Origin of the sequence: Pseudomonas sp. FP2294, from assembly GCF_030687625.1 — a bacterium.
GTDB lineage: Bacteria > Pseudomonadota > Gammaproteobacteria > Pseudomonadales > Pseudomonadaceae > Aquipseudomonas > Aquipseudomonas shahriarae.
In genome coordinates this window covers 227,491-250,577 of sequence record NZ_CP117441.1, presented here as the reverse complement: position 1 = coordinate 250,577, position 23,087 = coordinate 227,491, and the positions used below count along the sequence as shown (strand labels likewise).

Genomic DNA, 23,087 nt, shown 5'->3' with positions numbered 1-23,087 from the left:
TTTCTCCAACCACCAGTGCGCCGGCGCCTGGCGCAATCCCCCCAAGAACGGATCGCTGGTTATAATGCCGCGCCTCAGTGCCGGGCAATACCGTGGCCGGCCTGGTGTTTTTTCATCTGCTTGTCGTGACTTTTTCGATTTCGAGGGTCAATAGGCTGCCTCTTGACCCAGGCAGCGGCGCCAGTCGGGCCGCTCAACCAGCCGCGCAGAGCCTTGTTTTCCGGGCCTGCGCACTGCTTTCAAGAATTTCAGGTGGTTTTATGGACAGCATCAACAGCCGCATCGCCGAGGAACTCGGTGTACGCCCACAACAGGTCGAAGCGGCCGTCGCTCTACTGGATGAAGGCTCCACCGTGCCCTTCATCGCCCGTTACCGTAAAGAAGTGACCGGCAGCCTCGATGATATCCAGCTGCGGCATCTGGAAGAGCGCCTGCGCTACCTGCGAGAACTCGACGAACGGCGTGTCAGCATTCTCGCCAGCATCCAGGAGCAGGGCAAGCTGACCCCGCAACTCGAACGCGATATCAAGCTCGCCGACACCAAGACCCGCCTCGAAGACTTGTACCTGCCGTACAAGCAGAAGCGCCGCACCAAGGGCCAGATCGCCCTGGAAGCCGGCCTCGGCGAGCTGGCCGACGGTCTGTTCAACGACCCGTCCCTGACCCCGGAAACCGAAGCCGCGCGCTTTGTCGATGGCGAAAAAGGCGTGGCCGACGTCAAGGCCGCCCTCGAAGGCGCCAAGTACATCCTCATGGAGCGTTTCGCCGAAGACGCCAACCTGCTGGAAAAATTGCGTAACTACCTGAAACAGGAAGCCACCCTCAGCGCCCGTGTGATCGCCGGCAAAGAGGAAGAAGGCGCCAAGTTCCGCGATTACTTCGAGCACGACGAACCACTGAAAAGCATGCCGTCCCACCGCGCCCTCGCCATTTTCCGCGGCCGCAACGAAGGCATTCTCAGCTCCGCGCTGAAGGTCGGCGACGAACTGCCGGGCACCATGCACCCGTGCGAAGGCATGATCGGCCAACAATTCGGCATCCAGAATCAGAATCGTCCTGCGGATAAATGGCTCAGTGAAGTCGTGCGCTGGACCTGGAAGGTCAAGCTCTACACCCACCTGGAAACCGACCTGCTGGGCGAGCTGCGCGACGGCGCCGAGACCGAGGCGATCAACGTATTCGCCCACAACCTGCACGACCTGCTGCTGGCCGCTCCGGCCGGCCCGCGCGCAACCCTGGGCCTGGACCCGGGCCTGCGCACCGGTTGCAAGGTCGCCGTGGTCGACGCCACCGGCAAGCTGCTGGACCACGCCACCGTGTACCCGCACGTGCCGCACAACAAGTGGGACCAGACCATCGCCATCCTCGCCGCCCTGTGCGCCAAGCATGCGGTAGACCTGATTGCCATCGGCAACGGCACCGCCAGCCGCGAAACCGACAAGCTGGCCCTGGAGCTGATCAAAAAATACCCAGGCATGAAAATGACCAAGGTCATGGTCTCCGAGGCGGGCGCTTCGGTGTACTCGGCGTCGGAACTGGCCTCCAAGGAATTCCCCGACCTCGACGTGTCGATCCGTGGCGCGGTGTCCATCGCACGCCGCCTGCAGGATCCACTGGCCGAGCTGGTGAAGATCGACCCTAAATCCATTGGCGTCGGCCAGTACCAGCACGACGTGTCGCAGCTGAAACTGGCGCGCGGCCTGGATGCAGTGGTGGAAGACTGTGTGAACAAGGTCGGCGTCGACGTCAACACTGCCTCGGTTGCCCTGCTGGCGCGGATTTCCGGCCTCAACTCCACCCTGGCGCAGAATATCGTCACCCATCGCGATGAAAACGGCGCGTTCAAGACCCGAGCGGCGCTGAAAAAAGTCGCACGCCTTGGCGAAAAAACCTTCGAACAGGCCGCCGGCTTCCTGCGCGTGATGAACGGTGACAACCCGCTCGACGCCTCGGCAGTCCACCCGGAAGCCTATCCGCTGGTACAGCGCATCGCCGCTGAAACCGACCGCGATATCCGCTCGCTGATCGGCGACGCCGCGTTCCTCAAGCGCCTGGATCCGAAGAAGTACACCGACGAAACCTTCGGTGTGCCGACCATCACCGACATCCTGCAAGAACTGGAAAAACCGGGCCGCGACCCGCGTCCGGAGTTCAAGACCGCCGAGTTCCAGGAAGGCGTCGAAGACCTCAAGGACTTGCAACTGGGGATGATCCTCGAAGGCGTGGTGACCAACGTGACCAACTTCGGCGCATTTGTGGATATCGGTGTGCATCAGGACGGTTTGGTGCATATCTCCGCGCTTTCAGAGAAGTTCATCAAGGATCCGCGCGAGGCGGTGAAGGCCGGGGATGTGGTCAAGGTCAAGGTCATGGAAGTGGATATCCCGCGCAAACGCGTGGGCCTGTCGATGCGCATGAGCGATACCCCCGGCGAGAAAATCGACGGTGCCCGTGGCGCACGCCCGGGTTCAGCACCACGCCAGTCGCAAAACCGTTCGGAAAACACTGCACCGCGTAAGGAAGCCACCACCGCAGCCCCGGCCAATAACGCCATGGCTTCGCTGTTCGCCAACGCCAAGCAGTTGAAAAAGCGCTGATGGAGCTGCCAGCCGGCTTGACCCACAGCGCCTTCAGCGAGCTGCTCGGCTGCCGTCTGCAACGCCTGGACCAAGGCGTTGCCGAGGTTGCCCTGAGCCTGGAGCCACAATTGCGCAACCGCGCGGGCAAGCTCCATGGCGGGGCGATTTTCAGCCTGGTGGACATTGCCATGGGGCTGGCCTGTTCCAGCTCCCACGGTTTTGACCAGCAGAGCGCGACCATCGAGTGCAAAATCAACTACATCCGTGCCGTGTCCGACGGTGACGTGCTGTGCACCGCCCGGGTCATCCACCCCGGCCGGCGCACGCTGGTGGTCGAGGCCGAGGTGTATCAGGACGAAAGACTCGTCGCAAAAGCACAAGGCACCTTCGCTGTCCTATAGCTCCCTGTCATCAATTTGGGTTAATTTCGGCGCTGCGAAAACAGCGTCGGAATTTTCTTCCTGCGCGATAGCCAAATTCAGGGAATGAAGTCGGCACTTTCAGAGCAGGTTGTTCCGGCTCGAAAACCAGGCGATAACGCCAGTTTTAACTTCACCCTTGTAGACCGTCTTGCCCACCCCCATATTGGGGCGACTGACGCGTGAAGGAATCCAACTTGAGCGAACTTCTCAACCGCCGCCTGGCTCTGCTCGGCAAGCGCGAACACCTCTCTTTGCTTGAGCACTGCCTGCACGGCATCGAGCGAGAATGCCTGCGTGTCACCGGCGAAGGCCGCCTGGCTCAAACGCCGCATCCAGAGGCCCTGGGCGCCGCATTGACCCATGAGTCGATTACCACCGACTATTCCGAGTCGCTGCTGGAGTTCATCACGCCGGCACTGCCCAACCCGGCAGATACCCTGCGCAGCCTCGACAAAATTCATCGTTTTGCCTACAGCAAGCTCGGCAACGAGTACCTGTGGAGTCCATCGATGCCGTGCCCGTTGCCGGCCGAGGAAGATATTCCGATTGCCTATTACGGCACCTCCAATATCGGACAGCTCAAATACGTCTATCGCAAGGGCCTGGCCCTGCGCTACGGCAAGACCATGCAGTGCATCGCCGGTATCCACTACAACTTCTCCCTGCCGGAAGAGCTGTGGCCGTTGCTCAAGGAAGCCGAAGGCTTCGTGGGCACCGACCGTGACTACCAGTCCACGGCCTATATCGCGCTGATCCGTAACTTCCGCCGCTACAGCTGGCTGCTGATGTACCTGTTCGGTGCCTCGCCAGCCCTGGATGCGGGTTTCCTGCGCGGGCGTTCCCACCAGCTGGAACAGTTCGATGCCGACACCCTGTACCTGCCCTATGCCACCAGCCTGCGCATGAGCGATCTGGGTTACCAGAGCAACGCCCAGGCCGGCCTGACCCCTTGCTATAACGATCTGGCCAGCTACACCGACAGCCTGCGCGAAGCGGTGGCAACGCCCTACGCGCCCTACGTCGAAGTCGGCACCCATAAGGATGGTGAGTGGGTACAGCTCAACACCAACATCCTGCAGATCGAAAACGAGTACTACTCCAACATCCGCCCCAAACGCGTGACCTACACCGGCGAACGGCCGATCCAGGCGCTGATGGCCCGTGGCATCCAGTACATCGAAGTGCGCTGCCTGGACATCAACCCGTTCCTGCCGATGGGCATCGACCTGCCGGAGTCGCGCTTCCTCGACGCGTTCCTGCTGTACTGCGCGCTGGACGACAGCCCGCTGTTCGAAAACAACGAGTGCGGCAATGCCACGTCGAACTTCCTCAGTGTGGTCAAGGAAGGCCGGCGTCCGGGGCTGCAATTGCAGCGTCGCGGCCAGGCGGTGGAAATGAAGGAATGGGCCGCCGAACTGCTGGAGAAAATCGCCCCGCTGGCTGCCCTGCTGGACCAGAGCCAGGGCATCAGCGAACACAGCCAGGCACTGGATGCCCAGTTGGCGAAGATCCAGGATTCGTCCCTGACCCCGTCGGCCCAAGTGTTGGCCGCGATGCAGGAGCACAAGGAAAGCTTTGCGCAGTTCTCCCTGCGTCAGAGCGAAGTGCATGCCGAGTACTTCCGTAGCGAGCCGTTGCCGGCAGACGAGCAGGCGCGTTTTGAAGAGCTGGCGCGTACATCGCTGGCGCAACAGGCGGAGCTGGAGCAGAACGAAGTGGGCGATTTCGACGTGTTTGTCGGGGCGTACCAGGCGAGCATCCTGGCGATCAGTAACTGACGCCATCCGATGCCCCCAGTGGGAGCTGGCTTACCTGCGATGAGGCCGTCACATCCAAATAAGATGTCGGCTGTTACACCGCTATTGCAGGCAAGCCAGCTCCCCCATTAATTTCATGGCCCTGAAGCTCTGTTTGCACTTTTCTCCTCATAAGCTAATTCGAAAAGGTTATTTATTTTCGGATTCTTAGATCATTTAGTCTCCTCACACGCCAACGTCTGGCCGCCTGATGAGGAGCTTCTCCATGCTACGACCTTCCCCTTTACGCCTCCTGGCGGCCCTGTCCCTGGCCGGCGCCAGCCTGTTTGCCCAGGCGGCCGACGTGACCATCGCCTACCAGACCACCGTTGACCCGGCCAAAGTCGCCCAGGCCGACGGCGCTTATGAAAAAGCCACGAACGCCACTATCGACTGGCGAAAATTCGACAATGGCGCCGATATCATCGCCGCCATCGCGTCCGGCGATGTGCAGATCGGCTACCTCGGTTCCAGCCCGCTGACCGCAGCCATCACCCGCAAAGTGCCGGTGCAGACCTTCCTCGTCGCCACCCAGATCGGTGGCGCCGAAGCCCTGGTGGCGCGCAACGGTTCCGGGATCAACAGCCCGCAGGACCTGATCGGCAAGAAAATCGCCGTGCCGTTTGTTTCCACCGGCCACTACAGCCTGTTGGCCGCGCTCAAGCACTGGAACATCGACCCGTCGAAAGTCACCGTACTCAACCTCGCCCCGCCGGCCATCATCGCCGCCTGGAAGCGTGGCGATATCGACGCCACTTATGTCTGGGATCCGGCCCTGGGTGTGGCCAAGGAAAACGGCAAGGTGCTGATCACCTCTGGCGAACTGGCCAAGTTCGGCGCTCCGACCTTCGATGCCTGGATCGTGCGTAAGGACTTTGCCGAGAAGCACCCGGAAATTGTCAGCGCCTTTGCCAAAGTCACCCTTGATGCCTACGCCCAATACCGTAAAGACCCACAAGCCTGGCTGGCCGATAAGGGCAACGTCGACAAACTGGTGAAGCTCTCCGGCGCCAAGGCCAGTGATATCCCGCTGCTGCTGCAAGGCAACGTCTACCCACTGGCCGCCGACCAAGTGACGCTACTTGGCGCCCCGACCACCAAGGCCGTGACCGATACCGCCGCGTTCCTCAAGGAACAAGGCAAGGTCGAGGCCGTGCTGCCGGACTACGCCCCTTACGTCAGCGCCAAGTTCATCACTAACTGATCAGGAGTTCATCGCGATGGCCTTGCTACAGCTGGAGCGCATCAGCGCACAGTACCCAGGCGCAACCACGCCCGTGCTGGCGGATATTTCCCTGACCCTCGGCCCCCAGCAATTGCTGGTGGCCCTCGGCCCTTCCGGCAGTGGCAAGACTTCGCTGTTGAACCTGATTGCCGGCTTCGTCGAACCCAGCGCCGGACGCATCACCCTCGATGGCGTGCCCGTGCAAGGCCCGAGTGCCGAGCGTGGCGTGGTGTTCCAGGACGACGCCCTGCTGCCCTGGCAAGACGTGCTGGCCAATGTCGGCTTCGGCCTGGAGCTGGCCGGTGTGCCCAAGGCCCAGCGGCAAGTCCGCGCCCGAGAAATGCTTGCCCTGGTGGACCTGGCCGGTTTTGATAGCCGGCGCATCTGGCAGCTGTCTGGCGGGCAGAAACAACGCGTCGGCCTGGCCCGCGCCCTGGCTGCCGACCCACGGGTGCTGCTGATGGACGAACCCTTCGGCGCCCTCGATGCCTTCACCCGTGAACAGATGCAGGAACTGCTGCTGCAAGTCTGGCGGCGCACGGCCAAGCCGGTATTCCTGATCACCCATGACATCGAAGAAGCGGTGTTCCTCGCCACCGACCTGATTCTGCTGGCGCCCAACCCCGGGCAAATCGTCGAGCGCCTGAGCCTGGACTTTGGCCAGCGTTACGCGGCCGGCGAGTCGGCCCGTGCGATCAAGTCCGACCCACGGTTTATCGAAACCCGCGAACACGTGCTGAGCAAAGTGTTCTCGCAACGGCAGGTGTCCGCATGAGCAGTTATGAAATCCCGGCCACCGCCGTCAGCCCGGCCACCCCGGCGCTGCGCCGCAACCTGAGCACACGCTGGATCAGCGGGCTGACCCTGGGTGCGCTGCTGGCGCTGTGGTGGGCCGTGACCGCCAGCGGGCTGATCGAGCCGCTGTTCCTGCCGCCTCCGTCTGCCGTGCTGCAAAAGGGCTGGCTGCTGGCGACCAGCGGCTATATGGACTCCACCCTCTGGCAGCACCTGGGTGCCAGCCTTGGCCGTATCGGCCTGGGCCTGGGCTTTGCAGTGCTGACCGCCGTGCCGATCGGCATTGCTATCGGCGCCAACCGCATCGCCCGCGGCATTCTCGACCCGCTGATCGAGTTCTACAGGCCGATCCCGCCGCTGGCCTACCTGCCCTTGATCGTGATCTGGTGCGGCATCGGTGAGCTGTCCAAGGTGTTGCTGATCTACCTGGCGATCTTCGCCCCGATTGCCATCGCCACCGCCACCGGCGTGCGCACGGTCGACCCGGCCAAATTGCGCGCAGCGCAGTCCCTGGGCGCCACGCGGGCGCAGTTGATCCGCCATGTGATCTTGCCCAGCGCCCTGCCCGATATCCTTACCGGCGTGCGCATCGGCCTGGGTGTCGGTTGGTCGACCCTGGTGGCCGCCGAGTTGATCGCCGCCACCAGCGGCCTGGGGTTCATGGTGCAGTCGGCCGCGCAATTTTTGGTCACCGACGTGGTGGTACTGGGCATCCTGGTGATCGCGCTGATCGCCTTTGCCATGGAAATGGGCCTGCGCGCCCTGCAGCGTAAATGGGTGCCTTGGCATGGCCAGGCCCACTAGGAAGAGAACAACATGAGCCACCTGACCGTTACCCCCTTAAGCACCGCCCTGGGCGCCCAGATCAGTGGCGTCGATATCACCCAGGCGCTGAACCTCGAACAGCGCGACGCCATCGAGCGCGCGCTGCTCCAGCATTCGGTGCTGTTCTTTCGCGACCAGCCGATCACCCCGCAGCAGCAAGCGCGCTTCGCGGCGAATTTCGGTGACCTGCATATTCACCCGATCTACCCCAACGTGCCCGAGCAGCCTGAAGTGCTGGTGCTCGACACCGCCGTCACCGACGTGCGCGACAATGCCATCTGGCACACCGACGTGACCTTCCTGCCCACCCCGGCCCTGGGCGCGGTGCTCAGCGCCAAGCTGCTGCCGGCCTTTGGCGGTGACACTTTGTGGGCCAGCGGTATTGCGGCCTACGAGGCACTGTCGGAACCGATGAAGATTTTTTTGACCGGCCTGACGGCAACCCATGACTTCACCCGCTCGTTCCCTCAGGAACGTTACGGCAACACCGCCCAAGACCTGGCCCGCTGGGAAGAAGCGCGCAAAAAGAACCCGCCCCTGTCCCACCCGGTGATCCGCACCCACCCGGTCAGCGGGCGTAAATCGCTGTTTGTCAGTGAGGGCTTCACCAGCAAGATCAACGAACTGGAGCCGGCCGAAAGCGAAGTCATCCTCAAGCTGTTGTTCGCCCACGCCACTCGCCCGGAATTCACCCTGCGCTGGCGCTGGCAAGTCAACGACGTGGCCTTCTGGGACAACCGCGTGACGCAGCACTACGCCGTGGACGACTATCGGCCACAGCGGCGTGTGATGCATCGGGCGACGATTCTGGGTGATGTGCCGTTCTGATCCGACACGCCCTGTAGGCGCCGGCAAGCCGGCGCCTACAAAGGTTGCATCAGCGGACCAGATGCAGGAACTGCAAGTGCCGTTCGTACTGGTCAAGGATGTCGTTGATGATCTGCTCCTTGGTGTAGCCCACCAGGTCGTAATCCTGGCTGCCTTCGCTCAAGTGCACTTCCGCGCGGTAGTAGCGACGGTTGTTGATTGCCTTCGAGCCCAGGCCACCGAGGGCAAAGGACGGCGTGAAGTAGCCGCGCATCTGCACCTGATAGACAAACGGGCGCTCTTCGCCGTGGCCGATTTCCAGGCTGACACTGTCGTTGGACGGGTCAGGCTGGGTGACGACATTCAGGCCCTTCTCGACAAACACTGCCGTCACTTCTTCAATCGCCGGGCGTACCGTGGTTTCGAGGAAGCGGTACACCTCATCGCGCGACGGGAAATGCACCGCCTGGCTCAGGCGCTGGCGCCAGCCGCCACGGCCCCTGCGGGAGGCCGCCGAGACGGGTGCCAGGGAATGCATCCGGGCGATCTGCTTCTGCGATTCGAGGTAGAACGCCTTGTGCAGCCCCCACATCATCAACAGCAGGATCAACGAGAACGGTAACGACGTCAGCACCACCGCCGACTTGAGCGAGTCAATGCTACCGGCAAACAGCAAGGCGCTGGTCACCAGCGCGGTCATGGCGCCCCAGAACACCCGCAGCCACTTCGGCCCGTCTTCATCGGCATTGCCGCCCTTGGACGACAGGGTCGACAGCACCACGGTGCCGGAGTCGGCCGAGGTGACAAAGAACACAAAACTGATAAACACCGTGACCGCGATGACAGTCTTGCTCCATGGATAGGTTTCCAGCAGCAGGTACAGGCTCATCGACGGGTTGTCGATGGCCGACTGCCCCAGCGCCGCCATGCCGTGGTTGAGCACCTGGTCAATCGCACTGTTGCCGAAGATCGACATCCAGGCCAGGGTGAAACCCAGTGGGATCAGGAGCACGCCGAAGACAAATTCGCGGATGGTCCGGCCACGGGAAATGCGTGCGATAAACAGGCCCACGAACGGCGACCATGCGATCCACCAGGCCCAATAAAACACGGTCCAGCCGCCGAGCCAATCGCTGGGCTCGTTGTAGGCGTAGACGTCAAAACTCTTGGTCGGCAGTGCGCCCAGGTAGTCACCGACGTTCTGGATCAGGGTGTTGAGCAAATGCTGGGTGGGCCCGGCGAACAACACAAACAGCAGCAGCGCACAGGCCAGCAGCATGTTGATGTCGGACATGACCCGCACGCCCTTGTCGACACCGGCCACTGCGACCAGGATCGCCGCGCCCATCATCAGGGTGATCAGGCCGACCTGGATCCATTGGGTGTGGGCGATGCCGAACAGGTAGTCCAGGCCCGAGTTGAGGTGCAGCACCCCAAAACCCATGTCCGCGCCCAGGCCGAACACCGTGGCGATGATGCCGAAGCCATCCACCGCATAGCCGATGGGGCCATTGATGCGCTTGCCGATCAGCGGGTACAGCGCCGAACGCAAGGCCAGCGGCAGGTTATGCCGGTAGGCGAAGTACGCCAGGGCCATGCCGACGAACGCAAAGACGCCCCAGCCATGCAGGCCCCAATGCAGAAACAGCACCTGCATGGCCTGGCGCGCCGCGTCGGCGTTCAAGGCCTCGCCCTGGGGCGGTTGCACCAGGTGGGTCAAGGGTTCCGAGACGCAGAAGAAAAACAGCGTGATGCTGATCCCGGCGGCAAACAGCATGCCGGCCCAGGACAGGTAACTGAATTCGGGCTCGTCGTGGTCGGCACCGAGTTTGATCTTGCCGTAGCCAGACAACGCGGTGACCACCACGAAGACCAGATACAGGGTCATCGCCAGCATGTAGTACCAGCCGACCGTATTGGCCGCCCAGTTTTGCGCGGCCAGCAACCAGGCGCCGGCCTGCTCGGGGATCGCGATTACGGTGACACCAAACAGTAGGATGAAGCTGGCGGCGAAGTAAAACACCGGTGCATTCATACGCACCTGGCCGCTTGAAGGAACAGACGATGCACTCATGAACGGTGCACCTCGAGGGTATTGGATGTGGCTGTATAAAACGGACTCAGCAAAGGTAAGCCTCCTGTTGTGAGCGGGCAGCGAACCACCGGTTTAACTTGAACGAACGTTCAAGTTAAACATGGATAGGCGGTCTGGGACTAATCGCAGGGCTGAGTGGTAGGTAATTCCTACACTAGCTCAAGGAAGGGTATGACGTGTGGGGAAGGTAAAACGTTCAGCGATTGCTGGCCTAAATTGAAATGCCATCCCCTGTGGGAGCGGACTTGCCCGCGACAACTGAGTGTCAGGTTAGAGGTATTTGACTGGCCTACCGCCATCGCGGGCAAGCCCGCTCCCACACAAGCCCGCTCCCCCATCAGGTCGTCGCTACTTCTGCGTCCCGTCATCATGCTGCAAGTTCGCCTGCGTGATATTCGCCCCCGCCGGCACGCTGCGGGTCAGCCACACGTTGCCGCCAATGGTCGAACCCTTGCCGATGGTGATTCGCCCCAGGATCGTCGCCCCGGCGTAGATCACCACATCGTCCTCGACAATCGGGTGGCGTGGATGGCCCTTCTGCAACTGCCCATCTTCATCCGCCGGGAAACGCTTGGCGCCCAGGGTCACCGCCTGATAGATACGCACCCGCTCGCCAATGATCGCCGTTTCGCCAATCACCACACCCGTGCCGTGGTCGATAAAGAAGCTCGGGCCGATCTGCGCGCCTGGGTGAATGTCGATGCCAGTGGCCGAATGCGCGATTTCCGCGCTGATCCGCGCGAGCAGAGGCAGCCCGGCGCGATACAAATGGTGGGCCAGGCGATGGTGGATCACCGCGAGAATGCCCGGATAGCACAGCAGCACCTCATCCACCGTGCGTGCAGCCGGATCCCCGTGATAGGCCGCCAGCACATCGGTGTCCAACAGGCTGCGCAGCGCCGGCAAAGCCAGGGCAAAGTCCTGGATCAAGCGGATGGCCAGTGCATCGACTTCCTTATCGGCATTGCCGCCCTGGCGCGCGGCGTAGCGCAACTCCAGGCGGGCCTGGGCGAGCAAGGCGTTGAGCGCCACATCCAGGGTATGGCCGACGTAGAAGTCCTCACTTTCCTCACGCAGATCCACCGGGCCCAGGCGCATGGGGAACAGCGCACCGCACAGCGCTTCAAGAATTTGCGCCACGGCCTCGCGCGACGGTAACTCGCGACCGCCCTGCTCGCCGCTGACCCGCCCATTGCGGGTACGCCATTGATCCCGGGCGCCGCGCAACTGGCTGACGATGGTCTGTAACTGCCAATGACTGGAACGCTCACTCACGGTATTCCCTCCTGAGGTAATGGCCACACTTTACGGTATGCAACCGGGCGGCCCTTAAGAACCAATGGTGCGATGCTAATAACACTTTGGCATAAGCATCTGGCGGTTGCCCCGGCAAAAAGCCCTGCCTATAGTCCTCCCCATCTTCTATTACCCGTGCGTAACCATGATCAAACAACAGCTCGACCGTTTTAATCGTCTGAACCTGCTGGGCGGCGCCACCGCCCTGGAAAAACTCGAACGACTGTCGACCTGGCTGGGCCGTGATATCTACATCAAGCGCGATGACACCACGCCGCTGGCCATGGGCGGCAACAAGCTGCGCAAGCTCGAATACCTCGCCGCCGATGCCCTGGCCCAAGGCGCCGACACGTTGATCACCGCCGGCGCGATCCAGTCCAACCATGTGCGCCAGACCGCAGCCCTCGCCGCCAAGCTGGGCCTGGGCTGTGTCGCCCTGCTGGAAAATCCCACGGGCACCGACGACCCCAACTACCTGGGCAACGGCAACCGCCTGTTGGTCGAGCTGTTCGACGCCAAGGTCGAATTGGTCGAAAACCTGGACAACGCCGACGAGCAACTCAACGCCCTGGCCGAACGCCTGCGCAGCAACGGCAAAAACCCCTACATAGTGCCCATTGGCGGCTCCAACGCCCTGGGCGCCCTGGGTTATGTGCGGGCCGGGCTGGAACTGGCCGGGCAGATCGAAGACAGCGGCCTGCAGTTCGCGGCAGTGGTCCTGGCCTCCGGCAGCGCCGGCACCCACAGCGGCCTGGCCCTGGCGTTGAGTGAAGTGCTGCCGGACTTGCCGGTGATTGGCGTCACCGTGTCGCGCACCGACGAAGCGCAACGGCCCAAGGTTCAAGGCCTGGCCGAGCGCACGGCGCAGTTGCTGGGGGTGGCGGTACCCGACGCCTTCAACGTGATTTTATGGGACGAATACTTCGCCCCGCGCTACGGCGAACCCAACGCCGGCACCCTGGCGGCAATCAAGCTGCTGGCAAGCCAGGAAGGCCTGTTGCTGGACCCGGTCTACACCGGCAAGGCCATGGCCGGATTGCTCGACGGTATCGGTCGCCAGGCCTTCGCTGAAGGGCCGATCATCTTCCTGCACACCGGCGGCGCGCCGGCGTTGTTTGCCTATGACTCAGTGTTCTGATTGGACACATTGAATCTCTACTTCATATGCAAAAATGGAATATAAAGTTTAATTTATATTATTTTTAACGCTTTCAAACTCGCCCTATAGTCGCGCTCCCACACACCGCGTTTTTAGGGCAGGATACGACCACTGCGTCACCTGCTTCGCTCACCATAAAAAACACAGGGGCTTGTCATGACTATTTCTGTACTGCGTCGCACGTTGCTGGTTGGCACATTGGGCCTGGCGCTTGGCGCCGGCTTGCTGGGCCAGGCAGTTGCCGGCGAGCAACTGGGCAACATCAAGAAGGCCGGCGAGATCAAGATCGGCCTGGAAGGCACCTACCCACCGTTCAGTTTCGTCGATGAAAACGGCAAGCTCAGTGGCTTTGAAGCCGAGCTGTCCGAAGCCTTGGCCAAGGAGTTGGGGGTCAAGGTCAAGCTGCAGGCTACCCCGTGGGACGGCATCCTCGCCGCCCTGGAATCCAAGCGCCTCGACGCAGTGGTCAACCAGGTGACGATCTCCGAAGAGCGCAAGAAAAAATACGATTTCTCCAAGCCCTACACCGTCTCCGGGATCCAGGCGCTGACCCTGGCGAAAAACGTCGACACCATCAAGACCGCCGACGACCTGGCCGGCAAGAAAGTCGGGGTGGGCCTTGGCACCAACTACGAACAATGGCTCAAGGACAACCAACCCAAAGCCATCATCAAGACCTATAACGACGACCCCACCAAATTCCAGGACCTGCGCATCGGCCGTATCGACGCGATTCTGATCGACCGCCTGGCGGCCCTGGAATATGCGAAAAAAGCCAAGGACACCGCCGCTGCCGGTGAAGCCTTCTCCCGCCAGGAAGCCGGGATTGCCCTGCGCAAAGGCGAGCCTGAATTGCTTGAAGCGGTCAACCAGGCCCTCGACAAACTGCGCGCCGACGGCACTTTGAAGAAGCTGTCCGAGAAATACTTCAACGCTGACGTCACCCAATAATGGAAGCAGGTTTCCAACTCGCGCTCGATTCCGCGCCCTTTCTGCTCAAGGGCGCGTACTACACGGTGATTCTCAGCCTCGGCGGGATGTTTTTCGGCTTGCTGCTGGGCTTCGGCCTGGCCTTGATGCGCCTGTCGCGCTTCAAGCTCTTGAGCTGGACGGCCAGGGTCTACGTCTCGTTCTTTCGCGGCACGCCGTTGCTGGTGCAGCTGTTCTTGATCTACTACGGCTTGCCGCAGGTGGGCATCGAGCTGGATCCGATCCCGGCAGCGATGATCGGCTTCTCGCTGAACATGGCGGCCTATGCCTGTGAAATCCTGCGCGCCGCCATTGCCTCCATCGAGCGTGGCCAGTGGGAAGCTGCCGCCAGTATCGGCATGACCCGCGCACAGACCTTGCGCCGGGCCATCCTGCCGCAGGCGATGCGTACGGCCCTGCCGCCCCTGGGCAACAGCTTTATTTCGCTGGTAAAAGATACGGCGCTGGCCGCCACCATCCAGGTGCCCGAGCTGTTCCGCCAGGCCCAACTGGTATCGGCACGCACCTTTGAAATTTTCACCATGTACCTGTCCGCAGCCCTGATCTACTGGGTTCTGGCCAGCATCCTGGCGCATTTTCAGAATCGCCTGGAAGACCGGGTCAACCGGCATGACCTGGAGTCTTGAAGCATGATCGTGGTTGAAAAACTGACCAAACAATTCAAGGGTCAGGTGGTGCTCAACGGGATCGACCTGGAGGTCCAAGAAGGCGAAGTTGTCGCCATCATTGGCCCCAGCGGCTCCGGCAAGACCACCTTCCTGCGCTGCCTGAATTTCCTCGAAGAACCCACCAGTGGCCGGATCAAGGTCGGCGACATCGAGATCGACGGCAGCCGCCCGCTTAACCAGCAACAGGGCCTGGTGCGGCGCCTGCGCCAGCATGTGGGTTTTGTGTTCCAGGGCTTTAACTTGTTCCCCCATCGCACCGCCCTGGAGAACGTCATCGAAGGCCCGCTGGTGGTCAAGAAGATGCCACGCGAAGCCGCTGACCGCCTCGGTCGCGCACTGCTGGCCAAGGTTGGCCTGGCGGGCAAGGAAGACGCCTACCCCCGGCGCCTGTCCGGTGGCCAGCAGCAAAGGGTGGCCATTGCTCGAGCCTTGGCGATGGAGCCGGAAGTGATCCTGTTCGATGAACCGACCTCGGCCCTCGACCCGGAGTTGGTAGGCGAAGTCCTGGCGACCATCCGCAGCCTCGCCGAAGAGAAACGCACCATGGTCATCGTCACCCACGAAATGAGCTTTGCCCGTGACGTGGCCAACCGGGTGATCTTCTTCGACAAGGGTGTGATCGTCGAGCAAGGCGAAGCCAAGGCGCTGTTTGCCAACCCAAGGGAAGAACGCACCCGGCAGTTCCTCAGCAAATTCCTCACCCACTGACCCACCCCCTGTAGGAGCCGGCTTGCCGGCGCCTACAAGGTTTGTGACTTTCGGAAAAATCCCCGTATTCATTCGGCAAAGTGCCTGTCAAAACCCCCTTTAATAACACCCTCCAGTAAGACCCTTCTGAATAATCCCAAACCCGCCGTTTAGCCTTTTGCCGCCATTGACGCCCCCTGGCCAACCCTCTTATCTAGGGCTCAAAGGATTGGATCCCATCCTGGCTTTTCAAAAAAATCGTTCCTTTCGAACCCCACGCCTGAGGTTCGGAACGATCGCTGCTGGCTGCATCAAGGAGATTATTTATGACGCACATCACCCCCCTGACCATGCTCGCCGCGCCGACAGTACCCCAAGCTCATAAACAAGGTATCAACGCGCAGGCCGCCACTCATTTGCAGGTCGATATCGCCCCCTACCCGGACATGGGCAAGGGCGACTTGATCGAGTTGTTCTGGAACAACTGCTTTGCCGCCTCCAAGCGTGTAGGCACCGCCGATATCGGCTTAACCAGCCATCTGCGGGTGCCCGAAAGCTTTGTGCAAAACGGTGCTGCACGCATTCATTACCGGGTCATGCAAGTGGGGCGCGGCCCGGCGCGCTCCATGATTACCCAGGTGCAGGTCAAGACCGCTTGCCCGGGTGGGCCGCCTTCAGTGCTGTGTGCCGAAGAAAACCAGAACCTGGCCCCCGTCGCCCTGCCCGAAACCATCCGCCGCCATGGCGTCAACCCCAGCCAGATCCGCCGGGGCGTGCCGTTGACCATCGAGCCCTACCTGAACATGGCCGCCGGTGATGCAATCACTCTGCGCTGGGGCGACGCGCGCCTGGACCTGCCCCCGATCCAGGCCGCCGAGGTGGGGCACCCCGTGCAGGTCTGGGTGCCTTCGGCGCTGATCCTGGAGGCCGGGGACGATGCCCGCCAGGAGGTCACCTACTGCGTGATCGACCGCGTGGGCAACAACTCGCGCTGGGCGCCCGGGCGCATCGTGAGCATCGCCCAGGCCAACGCCACAGGCGCAGCCGATGCTTTGTCGGTGTACCAGCCCCGGCGCCCTGGCTCGCCGTGCGAACCGGGGTGACAGACCTTCTATGCATATTCCTAAAAGTTAGTTTATTTAAAAAATAAACACGCTTAGGGTATATGCACCGGACCACCGGACATTCCTGATTTTTAGCTTTTCCACGGATGTGAGGTAGGTATGGTCAACATTACCCCGGTGCACAACGCCAGGGCATCACGTGTCGCCACGCAGGGGCGCACCGATGTCTAACTTGGCGCAATCGCCCCTCCAGAGCGATCTGGATATCGCCCCGCTGCTGTTGCCCACCCAGGTGCTGCGCAACGACAGTGAAGCCCTCGCCGCTGCCCACGCGCTTGCCCAGGCCGCCCGCCTGCAAGCCGGGCTGCGCGACCGCCAGCGCAAACTGCCCTGGGCCGAAATCGAACAGTTCACCCGCAGTGGCCTGGGGAGCATTTCCATCCCCCGCGAATACGGCGGCCCGCAAGTGTCGTTTGTGACCCTGGCTGAAGTGTTCGCGATTATCAGCGCCGTCGACCCGGCCCTGGGGCAGATCCCGCAGAACCATTTTGGCATCTTGCACGTGCTGCAAGGCGCCGCCAGCGAATCACAGAAAAAACAGCTGTTCCAAAGCGTGCTCGACGGCTGGCGCATCGGCAATGGCGGGCCGGAACGCGGTACCAAAAACACCCTGGATGTGAAAGCCCGGATCAGCGCCGAGGGTGACGGTTTTGTCATCAACGGCCAGAAGTTCTACTCCACCGGCGCGCTGTTTGCCCATTGGGTCGCGGTCAAGGCCCTGGACGACGAAGGCCGCCAGGTCATGGCGTTTGTGCGCCGTGGCACCCCGGGATTGCGCATCGTCGATGACTGGTCGGGCTTTGGCCAACGCACCACCGCCAGCGGCACCGTGTTGCTGAACAATGTGCCAGTGGACGCCGATCTGGTGGTACCGATCTGGCGCCTGGGGCAAACCCCGGGCATCCAGGGCGCGGTCTCGCAATTGATCCAGGCGGCCATCGACGCCGGCATCGCCCGTGGCGCCCTCGACGACACCATCAGTTTTGTCCGTGAACGCTCGCGGCCGTGGATCGACGCCAAGGTCGAACGGGCCAGCGACGACCTCTATGTGATCGCCGACATCGGCAAGCTGAAAATCGAACTGCATGCCGCCGAAGCTCTGCTGCGCAAGGCCGGCCAGGTGCTGGACCAGGTCAGCGCCGCGCCCATCACCGCACACTCCGCCGCCCGGGCCTCGATTGCCGTGGCACAAGCCAAGGTGCTGACCACCGAAGTCTCGCTGCAGGTCAGCGAGAAACTCTTCGAACTGGCCGGCAGCCGCGCCACCCTCGCCGAGTTCAACCTCGACCGCCACTGGCGCAATGCACGGGTGCACACCCTGCACGACCCGGTGCGCTGGAAGTATCACGCGGTGGGCGCCTGGCACCTCAACGGAACCTTGCCGGCCCGGCATTCCTGGATCTGACGACCAGACCTCTGGAGAAAAACATGACGCTTTCCCATTCCGTCGCGGTCATCACCAGCGATGAACAAGCCCTGATTGTCGCCAGCGACCTGGCCGAAGACTTTCGCCGCGACAGCGCCCTGCGCGACCGTGAACGCCGCCTGCCGCTCGCCGAACTGGAAGCCTTTTCCCGCTCCGGCCTGTGGGGCATCAGCGTGCCCAAGGCATACGGCGGCGCTGGCGTGTCCAACGTCACCCTGGCCAAGGTCATTGCCCTGATCGCCCAGGCCGATGCCTCGTTGGGGCAGATCCCGCAGAACCATTTTTATGCCCTGGAAGTGCTGCGCATCAATGGCAGCCCGGCGCAGCAACAACGCCTGTATGCCGAGGTGCTGGCCGGCCAGCGCTTTGGCAATGCCCTGGCAGAACTGGGCACCAAGACCGCCCATGACCGGGTGACGAAACTTGTGCGCGACGGCGACGGTTTTCGTATCAGCGGCCGCAAGTTCTACGCCACCGGCGCGATCTACGCCCAGCGCATTCCCACCTCGGTGGTGGATGAGCACGGCGTGCAGCAACTGGCCTTTGTGCCACACGACAGCCAGGGCCTGACGGTGATCGACGACTGGAGCGGCTTCGGCCAGCGCACCACCGGCAGCGGTTCGGTGGTGTTCGACAATGTGTGGGTCGCAGCCGAAGACGTGATCCCGTTCCAGAGCGCCTTCGAGCGCCCGACCACCGTGGGCCCGCTGGCGCAGATCCTTCACGCGGCCATCGACACCGGCATCGCCCGCGCCGCCTTTGAAGATGCCCTGCATTTTGTGCGCACCAAGACCCGGCCGTGGATCGACTCGGGCAATGACACGGCCAGCGAAGACCCGCTGACCCTGAAAAGCTTCGGCCACCTGAGCATCCGCCTGCACGCCACCGAAGCCCTGCTGGAGCGCTCCGGCGAATTCCTCGACCGCGCCCAGGCCGACAGCAATGCGCAAACCGTCGCGGCGGCGTCGATTGCCGTGGCTGAAGTACGCGCCCTGAGCACCGAGATTTCCCTGGCTGCCGGCAGCACCCTGTTCGAACTCGCCGGCAGCCAGGCAACCCTCGCCGAACATGGCCTGGACCGCCACTGGCGCAACGCCCGGGTGCACACCCTGCACGACCCGGTGCGCTGGAAGTACCACGCCGTCGGCAATTACTACCTCAACGATGAAAACCCGCCGCTGCGGGGGACCATCTGATGTTGAAGAAAAAGATCCTGCTCAATGCCTTCAACATGAACTGCATCGGGCATATCAACCATGGCCTGTGGACGCACCCACGGGACACCTCGACCCAGTACAAGACCATCGAATACTGGACCGAACTGGCGCAACTACTGGAGCGTGGGCTGTTCGACGGCTTGTTTATCGCCGACATCGTTGGCGTGTACGACGTCTATCAAGGCTCGGTCGAGGTGCCGCTCAAGGAGTCGATCCAACTGCCAGTCAACGACCCACTGCTACTGGTCTCGGCCATGGCCGCCGTAACGAAAAACCTCGGCTTCGGCCTGACCGCCAACCTGACTTACGAGCCGCCGTATCTGTTCGCCCGGCGCATGTCCACCCTCGATCACCTGAGCCGTGGCCGGGTGGGCTGGAACATCGTCACCGGCTACCTGGACAGCGCCGCCAAGGCCATGGGCCTCACCGAGCAGGTCGAACATGACCGGCGCTACGACCAGGCCGACGAGTACCTGGAGGTGCTGTACAAGCTGTGGGAAGGCAGTTGGGAAGACGACGCGGTACTCAACGACCCGCAACAACGGATCTATGCCCAACCGGGCAAGGTGCACAAGGTCGAGCACCATGGCGAGTTCTATCAGGTGCAGGGCTATCACCTGTGCGAGCCCTCGCCGCAGCGCACGCCAGTGCTGTTCCAGGCCGGCAGTTCGGAGCGCGGCCTGGTGTTTGCCGGGCGCCATGCCGAGTGCGTGTTTATCAGCGGGCAGAACAAGGCCGCGACCAAGGTGCAAGTGGACAAGGTACGCGCCAGCGCGGTCGCAGCCGGGCGCAACCCAGATGACATCAAGGTGTTCATGGGGCTCAACGTGATTGTCGGCGCCACCGAGGCGCTGGCCTGGGCCAAGCATGCCGAGTACCTGAGCTACGCCAGCGCCGAGGCCGGCGTGGCACATTTCAGCGCCTCCACCGCCATCGACTTCTCGCAATACGAGCTGGACGAACCGATCCAGTACGTGAAGAGCAACGCGATCCAATCAGCCACTAAAGCCTTGCAGAACAACGACTGGACCCGGCGCAAGTTGTTGGAACAACACGCGTTGGGTGGGCGCTATATCACCCTGGTGGGTTCGCCTGCGCAAGTGGCTGATGAGCTGGAATCCTGGATCAGTGAGACCGGGCTGGATGGCTTCAACCTGACGCGCATTGTTACGCCGGAGAGCTATGTGGATTTTATCGAGCTGGTGATTCCCGAGTTGCAAAGGCGTGGGTCATACAAGACTGCTTATGAGAGCGGAACCTTGCGAGAAAAGGTCTTCCACCGCGAAGCGCACTTACCCGAACAACACACCGGTTCCACCTACCGCCACTCCCACATTTAGACCTTTATTGCTCATACCAACACCTTATGACTGGAAATCGACCATGAAAACAACACTGCTCTCCCACCCAGTCAAAGCACTGGCCCTGGCCCTCGGCCTGTTCAGCTCGGCGGTGTTTGCCGCCGATGCGCCGCTGAAAGTCGGCACCACGGCGGCCTTCGCCATTCCCCTCGAAGCCGCCGTCGAAGAGGCCGGCAAGCAGGGCCTGAACGTCGAGCTGGTAGAGTTCACTGACTGGATTGCGCCCAACGTCAGCCTCGCCGCCGGCGATATCGACGTGAATTACTTCCAGCACATTCCGTTCCTGGAAAACGCCAAGGCCGCCGCCGGTTTTGACCTGGTGCCGTTCAAGCCGGGGATCATCAACAACGTCGGTCTGTACTCGAAAAAATTCAAAAGCTTCGATGAGCTGCCCCAGGGCGCCAGCGTGGCCATCGCCAACGACCCGATCAACAGCGGGCGCGGCCTGCAGCTGCTGGCCAAGGCCGGCCTGATCACCCTCAAGCCGGGCGTGGGCTACAAGGCCACCGAAGACGACATCGTCGCCAACCCGAAACAGCTCAAGATCCTGCAGGTCGAAGCGGTGCAGCTAGTGCGCGCCTATGACGACGCCGACCTGGTGCAGGGCTACCCGGCCTATATTCGCCTGTCCAAGACCTTCAATGCCGAGTCGGCGCTGCTGTTCGATGGCCTTGACCACCCGGAATACGTGATCCAGTTCGTGACCCAGCCCAAGGGCACAACCGACCCACGGGTGATCAAGTTCGTCGAGATCTACCAGCATTCGCCGGTGGTCCGCGCGGCCCTGGATAAATCCCTGGGCACGCTGTACCAAGTCGGCTGGGAAGGCTGAATATGAGCGCCGCCAATGCCCAACTGCGCGACCTGGGCGCACTGCCCAGGGACGCGCAACAGACAGAGCTACACCCTGACTTGAACCACGCCCATGTGCGTTTTATCAACCTGGGCAAAACCTACGACGGCACGGTGCATGCGCTGCAAGGCATCGACCTGGCGATCCAGCGTGGCGAAGTGTTCGGCATCATCGGCCGCAGCGGCGCCGGCAAGTCGTCGCTGATCCGCACCATCAACCGCCTGGAACAACCCAGCAGCGGCCGAGTGCTGATCGACCAGGTGGATATCGGCGATTTCGACGAAGACCGTCTGGTGGCCCTGCGGCGACGCATCGGCATGATCTTCCAGCACTTCAACCTGATGTCGGCCAAGACCGTGTGGCAGAACGTCGAGCTGCCACTGAAAGTCGCCGGTGTGCCCAAGCCGCAACGCGAGCACAAGGTCCGCGAGCTGCTGGAGCTGGTGGGTTTGCAGGACAAGCACCAGGCGTACCCGGCGCAGTTGTCCGGCGGGCAGAAGCAACGGGTGGGCATCGCCCGCTCGCTGGTGCACGACCCGCAGATCCTGCTGTGTGACGAAGCCACCTCGGCCCTGGACCCGGAGACCACCCAGTCGATCCTCGGCCTGTTGCGCGAGATCAATCAGCGCCTGGGCCTGACCATCGTGCTGATCACCCACGAGATGGCGGTGATCCGCGAAATCTGCGACCGCGTGGTGGTGCTGGAACACGGGCGGATCGTCGAGCAAGGCCCGGTGTGGGAAGTGTTTGGCAACCCCAAGCATCAGGTCAGTAAAACCCTGCTCGCGCCCCTGCAACATGGCTTGCCCGAGGAACTGCAAAAGCGCCTGCGGGCCACGCCAGCGTCGGCGGATGCGGCCGTGGTGCTGCGCCTGCAATTTACCGGCGCCAGCGCGGATGAACCGGACCTCGCCGCACTGTTCAGCGCCCTGGGTGGGCGCGTGCGCCTGCTGCAAGGCGGGGTGGAGCGCATCCAGGGCCACGCCCTGGGGCAATTGCTGCTGGCAGTGACCGGCTCCGCCATGGACGCCGACGCATTACGCACCCGCGCCACGCGCTGGGCACAACAGGTGGAGGTGCTGGGCTATGTGGTTTGATCGTTTATTGCAGGGCGCCATCGACACCTTGTTGATGGTCGGCGTGTCGTCGTTGATCGCGCTGCTGGTGGGTATCCCGCTGGCGGTGTTCCTGGTCACCAGCGACAAGGGCGGTATCTACCAGGCACCCGCGTTGAATAGGGTGCTGGGGGCGTTCGTCAATCTGTTCCGCTCCATCCCGTTCCTGATTCTGATGGTGGCGCTGATCCCCTTCACCCGGCTGATTGTGGGCACCACCTACGGTGTGTGGGCCGCCGTGGTACCACTGACCATCGCCGCCACGCCGTTCTTTGCGCGAATCGCCGAGGTCAGCCTGCGCGAAGTCGACCATGGCCTGATTGAGGCCGCCCAGGCCATGGGCTGCCGGCGCTGGCATATCGTCAGGCATGTGCTGTTGCCGGAAGCGCTGCCGGGGATTGTCGGCGGGTTCACCATTACTCTGGTGACCATGATCAACTCGTCGGCCATGGCCGGAGCGATTGGCGCCGGTGGCCTGGGGGATATTGCCTACCGCTACGGCTACCAGCGTTTCGACAGCCAGATCATGCTCACGGTGATTGTGTTGCTGGTCCTGCTGGTGGCCGCGATCCAACTGGGCGGCGATCGCCTGGCGCGCGGGCTGAACAAGCGCTGAGGTATAGTCGGCACCTCTCTTTGCCCTGGTG

At 62.2% G+C, this 23,087-nt stretch carries 20 protein-coding genes; 18 read left to right on the top strand and 2 right to left on the bottom strand.

Features of this window, described 5'->3' with window-relative positions:
- Positions 1–260 precede the first annotated feature (260 nt).
- From PSH73_RS01065 to tauD, 7 genes are all read left to right on the top strand, one after another.
- Positions 261–2,597, top strand: coding sequence for a Tex family protein (locus PSH73_RS01065; RefSeq protein ID WP_115127153.1), 2,337 nt, complete (start codon positions 261–263; stop codon positions 2,595–2,597).
- Positions 2,597–2,980, top strand: coding sequence for a PaaI family thioesterase (locus tag PSH73_RS01060; RefSeq protein ID WP_057437056.1), 384 nt, complete (start codon positions 2,597–2,599; stop codon positions 2,978–2,980). Before PSH73_RS01065 ends, PSH73_RS01060 begins: the two co-directional genes overlap by 1 nt.
- A gap of 215 nt (positions 2,981–3,195) precedes the next feature.
- The gene (gene gshA / locus PSH73_RS01055) at positions 3,196–4,779 is read left to right on the top strand and encodes a glutamate--cysteine ligase (RefSeq protein WP_057437054.1); all 1,584 of its coding nucleotides are present in this window, start codon (positions 3,196–3,198) and stop codon (positions 4,777–4,779) included.
- 244 nt (positions 4,780–5,023) lie between these two features.
- Complete coding sequence (gene tauA / locus PSH73_RS01050) at positions 5,024–6,001, top strand: taurine ABC transporter substrate-binding protein (protein ID WP_057957996.1); 978 nt, start codon at positions 5,024–5,026, stop codon at positions 5,999–6,001.
- 16 nt (positions 6,002–6,017) lie between these two features.
- Positions 6,018–6,797, top strand: a complete 780-nt coding sequence (gene tauB, locus PSH73_RS01045) for a taurine ABC transporter ATP-binding subunit (protein WP_057957995.1) — start codon at positions 6,018–6,020, stop codon at positions 6,795–6,797.
- Complete coding sequence (gene tauC / locus PSH73_RS01040; RefSeq protein WP_057957994.1) at positions 6,794–7,621, top strand: taurine ABC transporter permease TauC; 828 nt, start codon at positions 6,794–6,796, stop codon at positions 7,619–7,621. The genes tauB and tauC overlap by 4 nt, the downstream gene beginning before the upstream one ends.
- Positions 7,622–7,633: 12 nt before the next feature.
- Positions 7,634–8,470 (top strand): taurine dioxygenase, encoded by an 837-nt coding sequence (tauD, locus tag PSH73_RS01035; protein ID WP_198830474.1) that lies wholly within the window; start codon positions 7,634–7,636, stop codon positions 8,468–8,470.
- A gap of 49 nt (positions 8,471–8,519) precedes the next feature.
- Here tauD and betT read toward each other — a convergent pair whose 3' ends face one another.
- Entirely contained in the window at positions 8,520–10,484 is a 1,965-nt protein-coding gene (betT, locus tag PSH73_RS01030; RefSeq protein WP_164844872.1) for a choline transporter BetT, read from the bottom strand.
- A 408-nt stretch (positions 10,485–10,892) separates the two neighbouring features.
- A complete protein-coding gene (epsC, locus tag PSH73_RS01025; protein ID WP_057957992.1) occupies positions 10,893–11,819 on the bottom strand; it encodes a serine O-acetyltransferase EpsC in 927 nt (308 codons plus the stop codon).
- Positions 11,820–11,985: 166 nt separating this feature from the next.
- On the opposite strand from epsC, the gene PSH73_RS01020 reads away from it, so the two are divergent.
- The 11 genes from PSH73_RS01020 to PSH73_RS00970 all read left to right on the top strand — a co-directional run bounded on the left by PSH73_RS01020 (position 11,986) and on the right by PSH73_RS00970 (position 23,056).
- Entirely contained in the window at positions 11,986–12,978 is a 993-nt protein-coding gene (locus tag PSH73_RS01020) for a D-cysteine desulfhydrase (protein WP_057437042.1), read from the top strand.
- A 177-nt stretch (positions 12,979–13,155) separates the two neighbouring features.
- Complete coding sequence (tcyJ, locus tag PSH73_RS01015; protein WP_057437040.1) at positions 13,156–13,950, top strand: cystine ABC transporter substrate-binding protein; 795 nt, start codon at positions 13,156–13,158, stop codon at positions 13,948–13,950.
- A complete protein-coding gene (tcyL, locus tag PSH73_RS01010; protein ID WP_032884921.1) occupies positions 13,950–14,615 on the top strand; it encodes a cystine ABC transporter permease in 666 nt (221 codons plus the stop codon). The genes tcyJ and tcyL overlap by 1 nt, the downstream gene beginning before the upstream one ends.
- 3 nt (positions 14,616–14,618) lie before the next feature.
- Complete coding sequence (gene tcyN, locus PSH73_RS01005) at positions 14,619–15,365, top strand: L-cystine ABC transporter ATP-binding protein TcyN (protein WP_057437038.1); 747 nt, start codon at positions 14,619–14,621, stop codon at positions 15,363–15,365.
- Positions 15,366–15,670: 305 nt separating this feature from the next.
- Positions 15,671–16,447 (top strand): hypothetical protein, encoded by a 777-nt coding sequence (locus tag PSH73_RS01000; protein ID WP_186625081.1) that lies wholly within the window; start codon positions 15,671–15,673, stop codon positions 16,445–16,447.
- Positions 16,448–16,631: 184 nt separating this feature from the next.
- Complete coding sequence (locus PSH73_RS00995; protein WP_169990613.1) at positions 16,632–17,873, top strand: SfnB family sulfur acquisition oxidoreductase; 1,242 nt, start codon at positions 16,632–16,634, stop codon at positions 17,871–17,873.
- A 23-nt stretch (positions 17,874–17,896) separates the two neighbouring features.
- A complete protein-coding gene (locus PSH73_RS00990) occupies positions 17,897–19,090 on the top strand; it encodes an SfnB family sulfur acquisition oxidoreductase (protein ID WP_057957989.1) in 1,194 nt (397 codons plus the stop codon).
- Positions 19,090–20,451 (top strand): LLM class flavin-dependent oxidoreductase, encoded by a 1,362-nt coding sequence (locus PSH73_RS00985; RefSeq protein ID WP_305461763.1) that lies wholly within the window; start codon positions 19,090–19,092, stop codon positions 20,449–20,451. Before PSH73_RS00990 ends, PSH73_RS00985 begins: the two co-directional genes overlap by 1 nt.
- A 43-nt stretch (positions 20,452–20,494) precedes the next feature.
- The gene (locus PSH73_RS00980) at positions 20,495–21,304 is read left to right on the top strand and encodes a MetQ/NlpA family ABC transporter substrate-binding protein (RefSeq protein ID WP_198791967.1); all 810 of its coding nucleotides are present in this window, start codon (positions 20,495–20,497) and stop codon (positions 21,302–21,304) included.
- A 2-nt stretch (positions 21,305–21,306) separates the two neighbouring features.
- A complete protein-coding gene (locus tag PSH73_RS00975) occupies positions 21,307–22,422 on the top strand; it encodes a methionine ABC transporter ATP-binding protein (protein ID WP_200659241.1) in 1,116 nt (371 codons plus the stop codon).
- Positions 22,412–23,056, top strand: coding sequence for a methionine ABC transporter permease (locus PSH73_RS00970; RefSeq protein ID WP_057957985.1), 645 nt, complete (start codon positions 22,412–22,414; stop codon positions 23,054–23,056). Before PSH73_RS00975 ends, PSH73_RS00970 begins: the two co-directional genes overlap by 11 nt.
- Positions 23,057–23,087 lie beyond the last annotated feature (31 nt).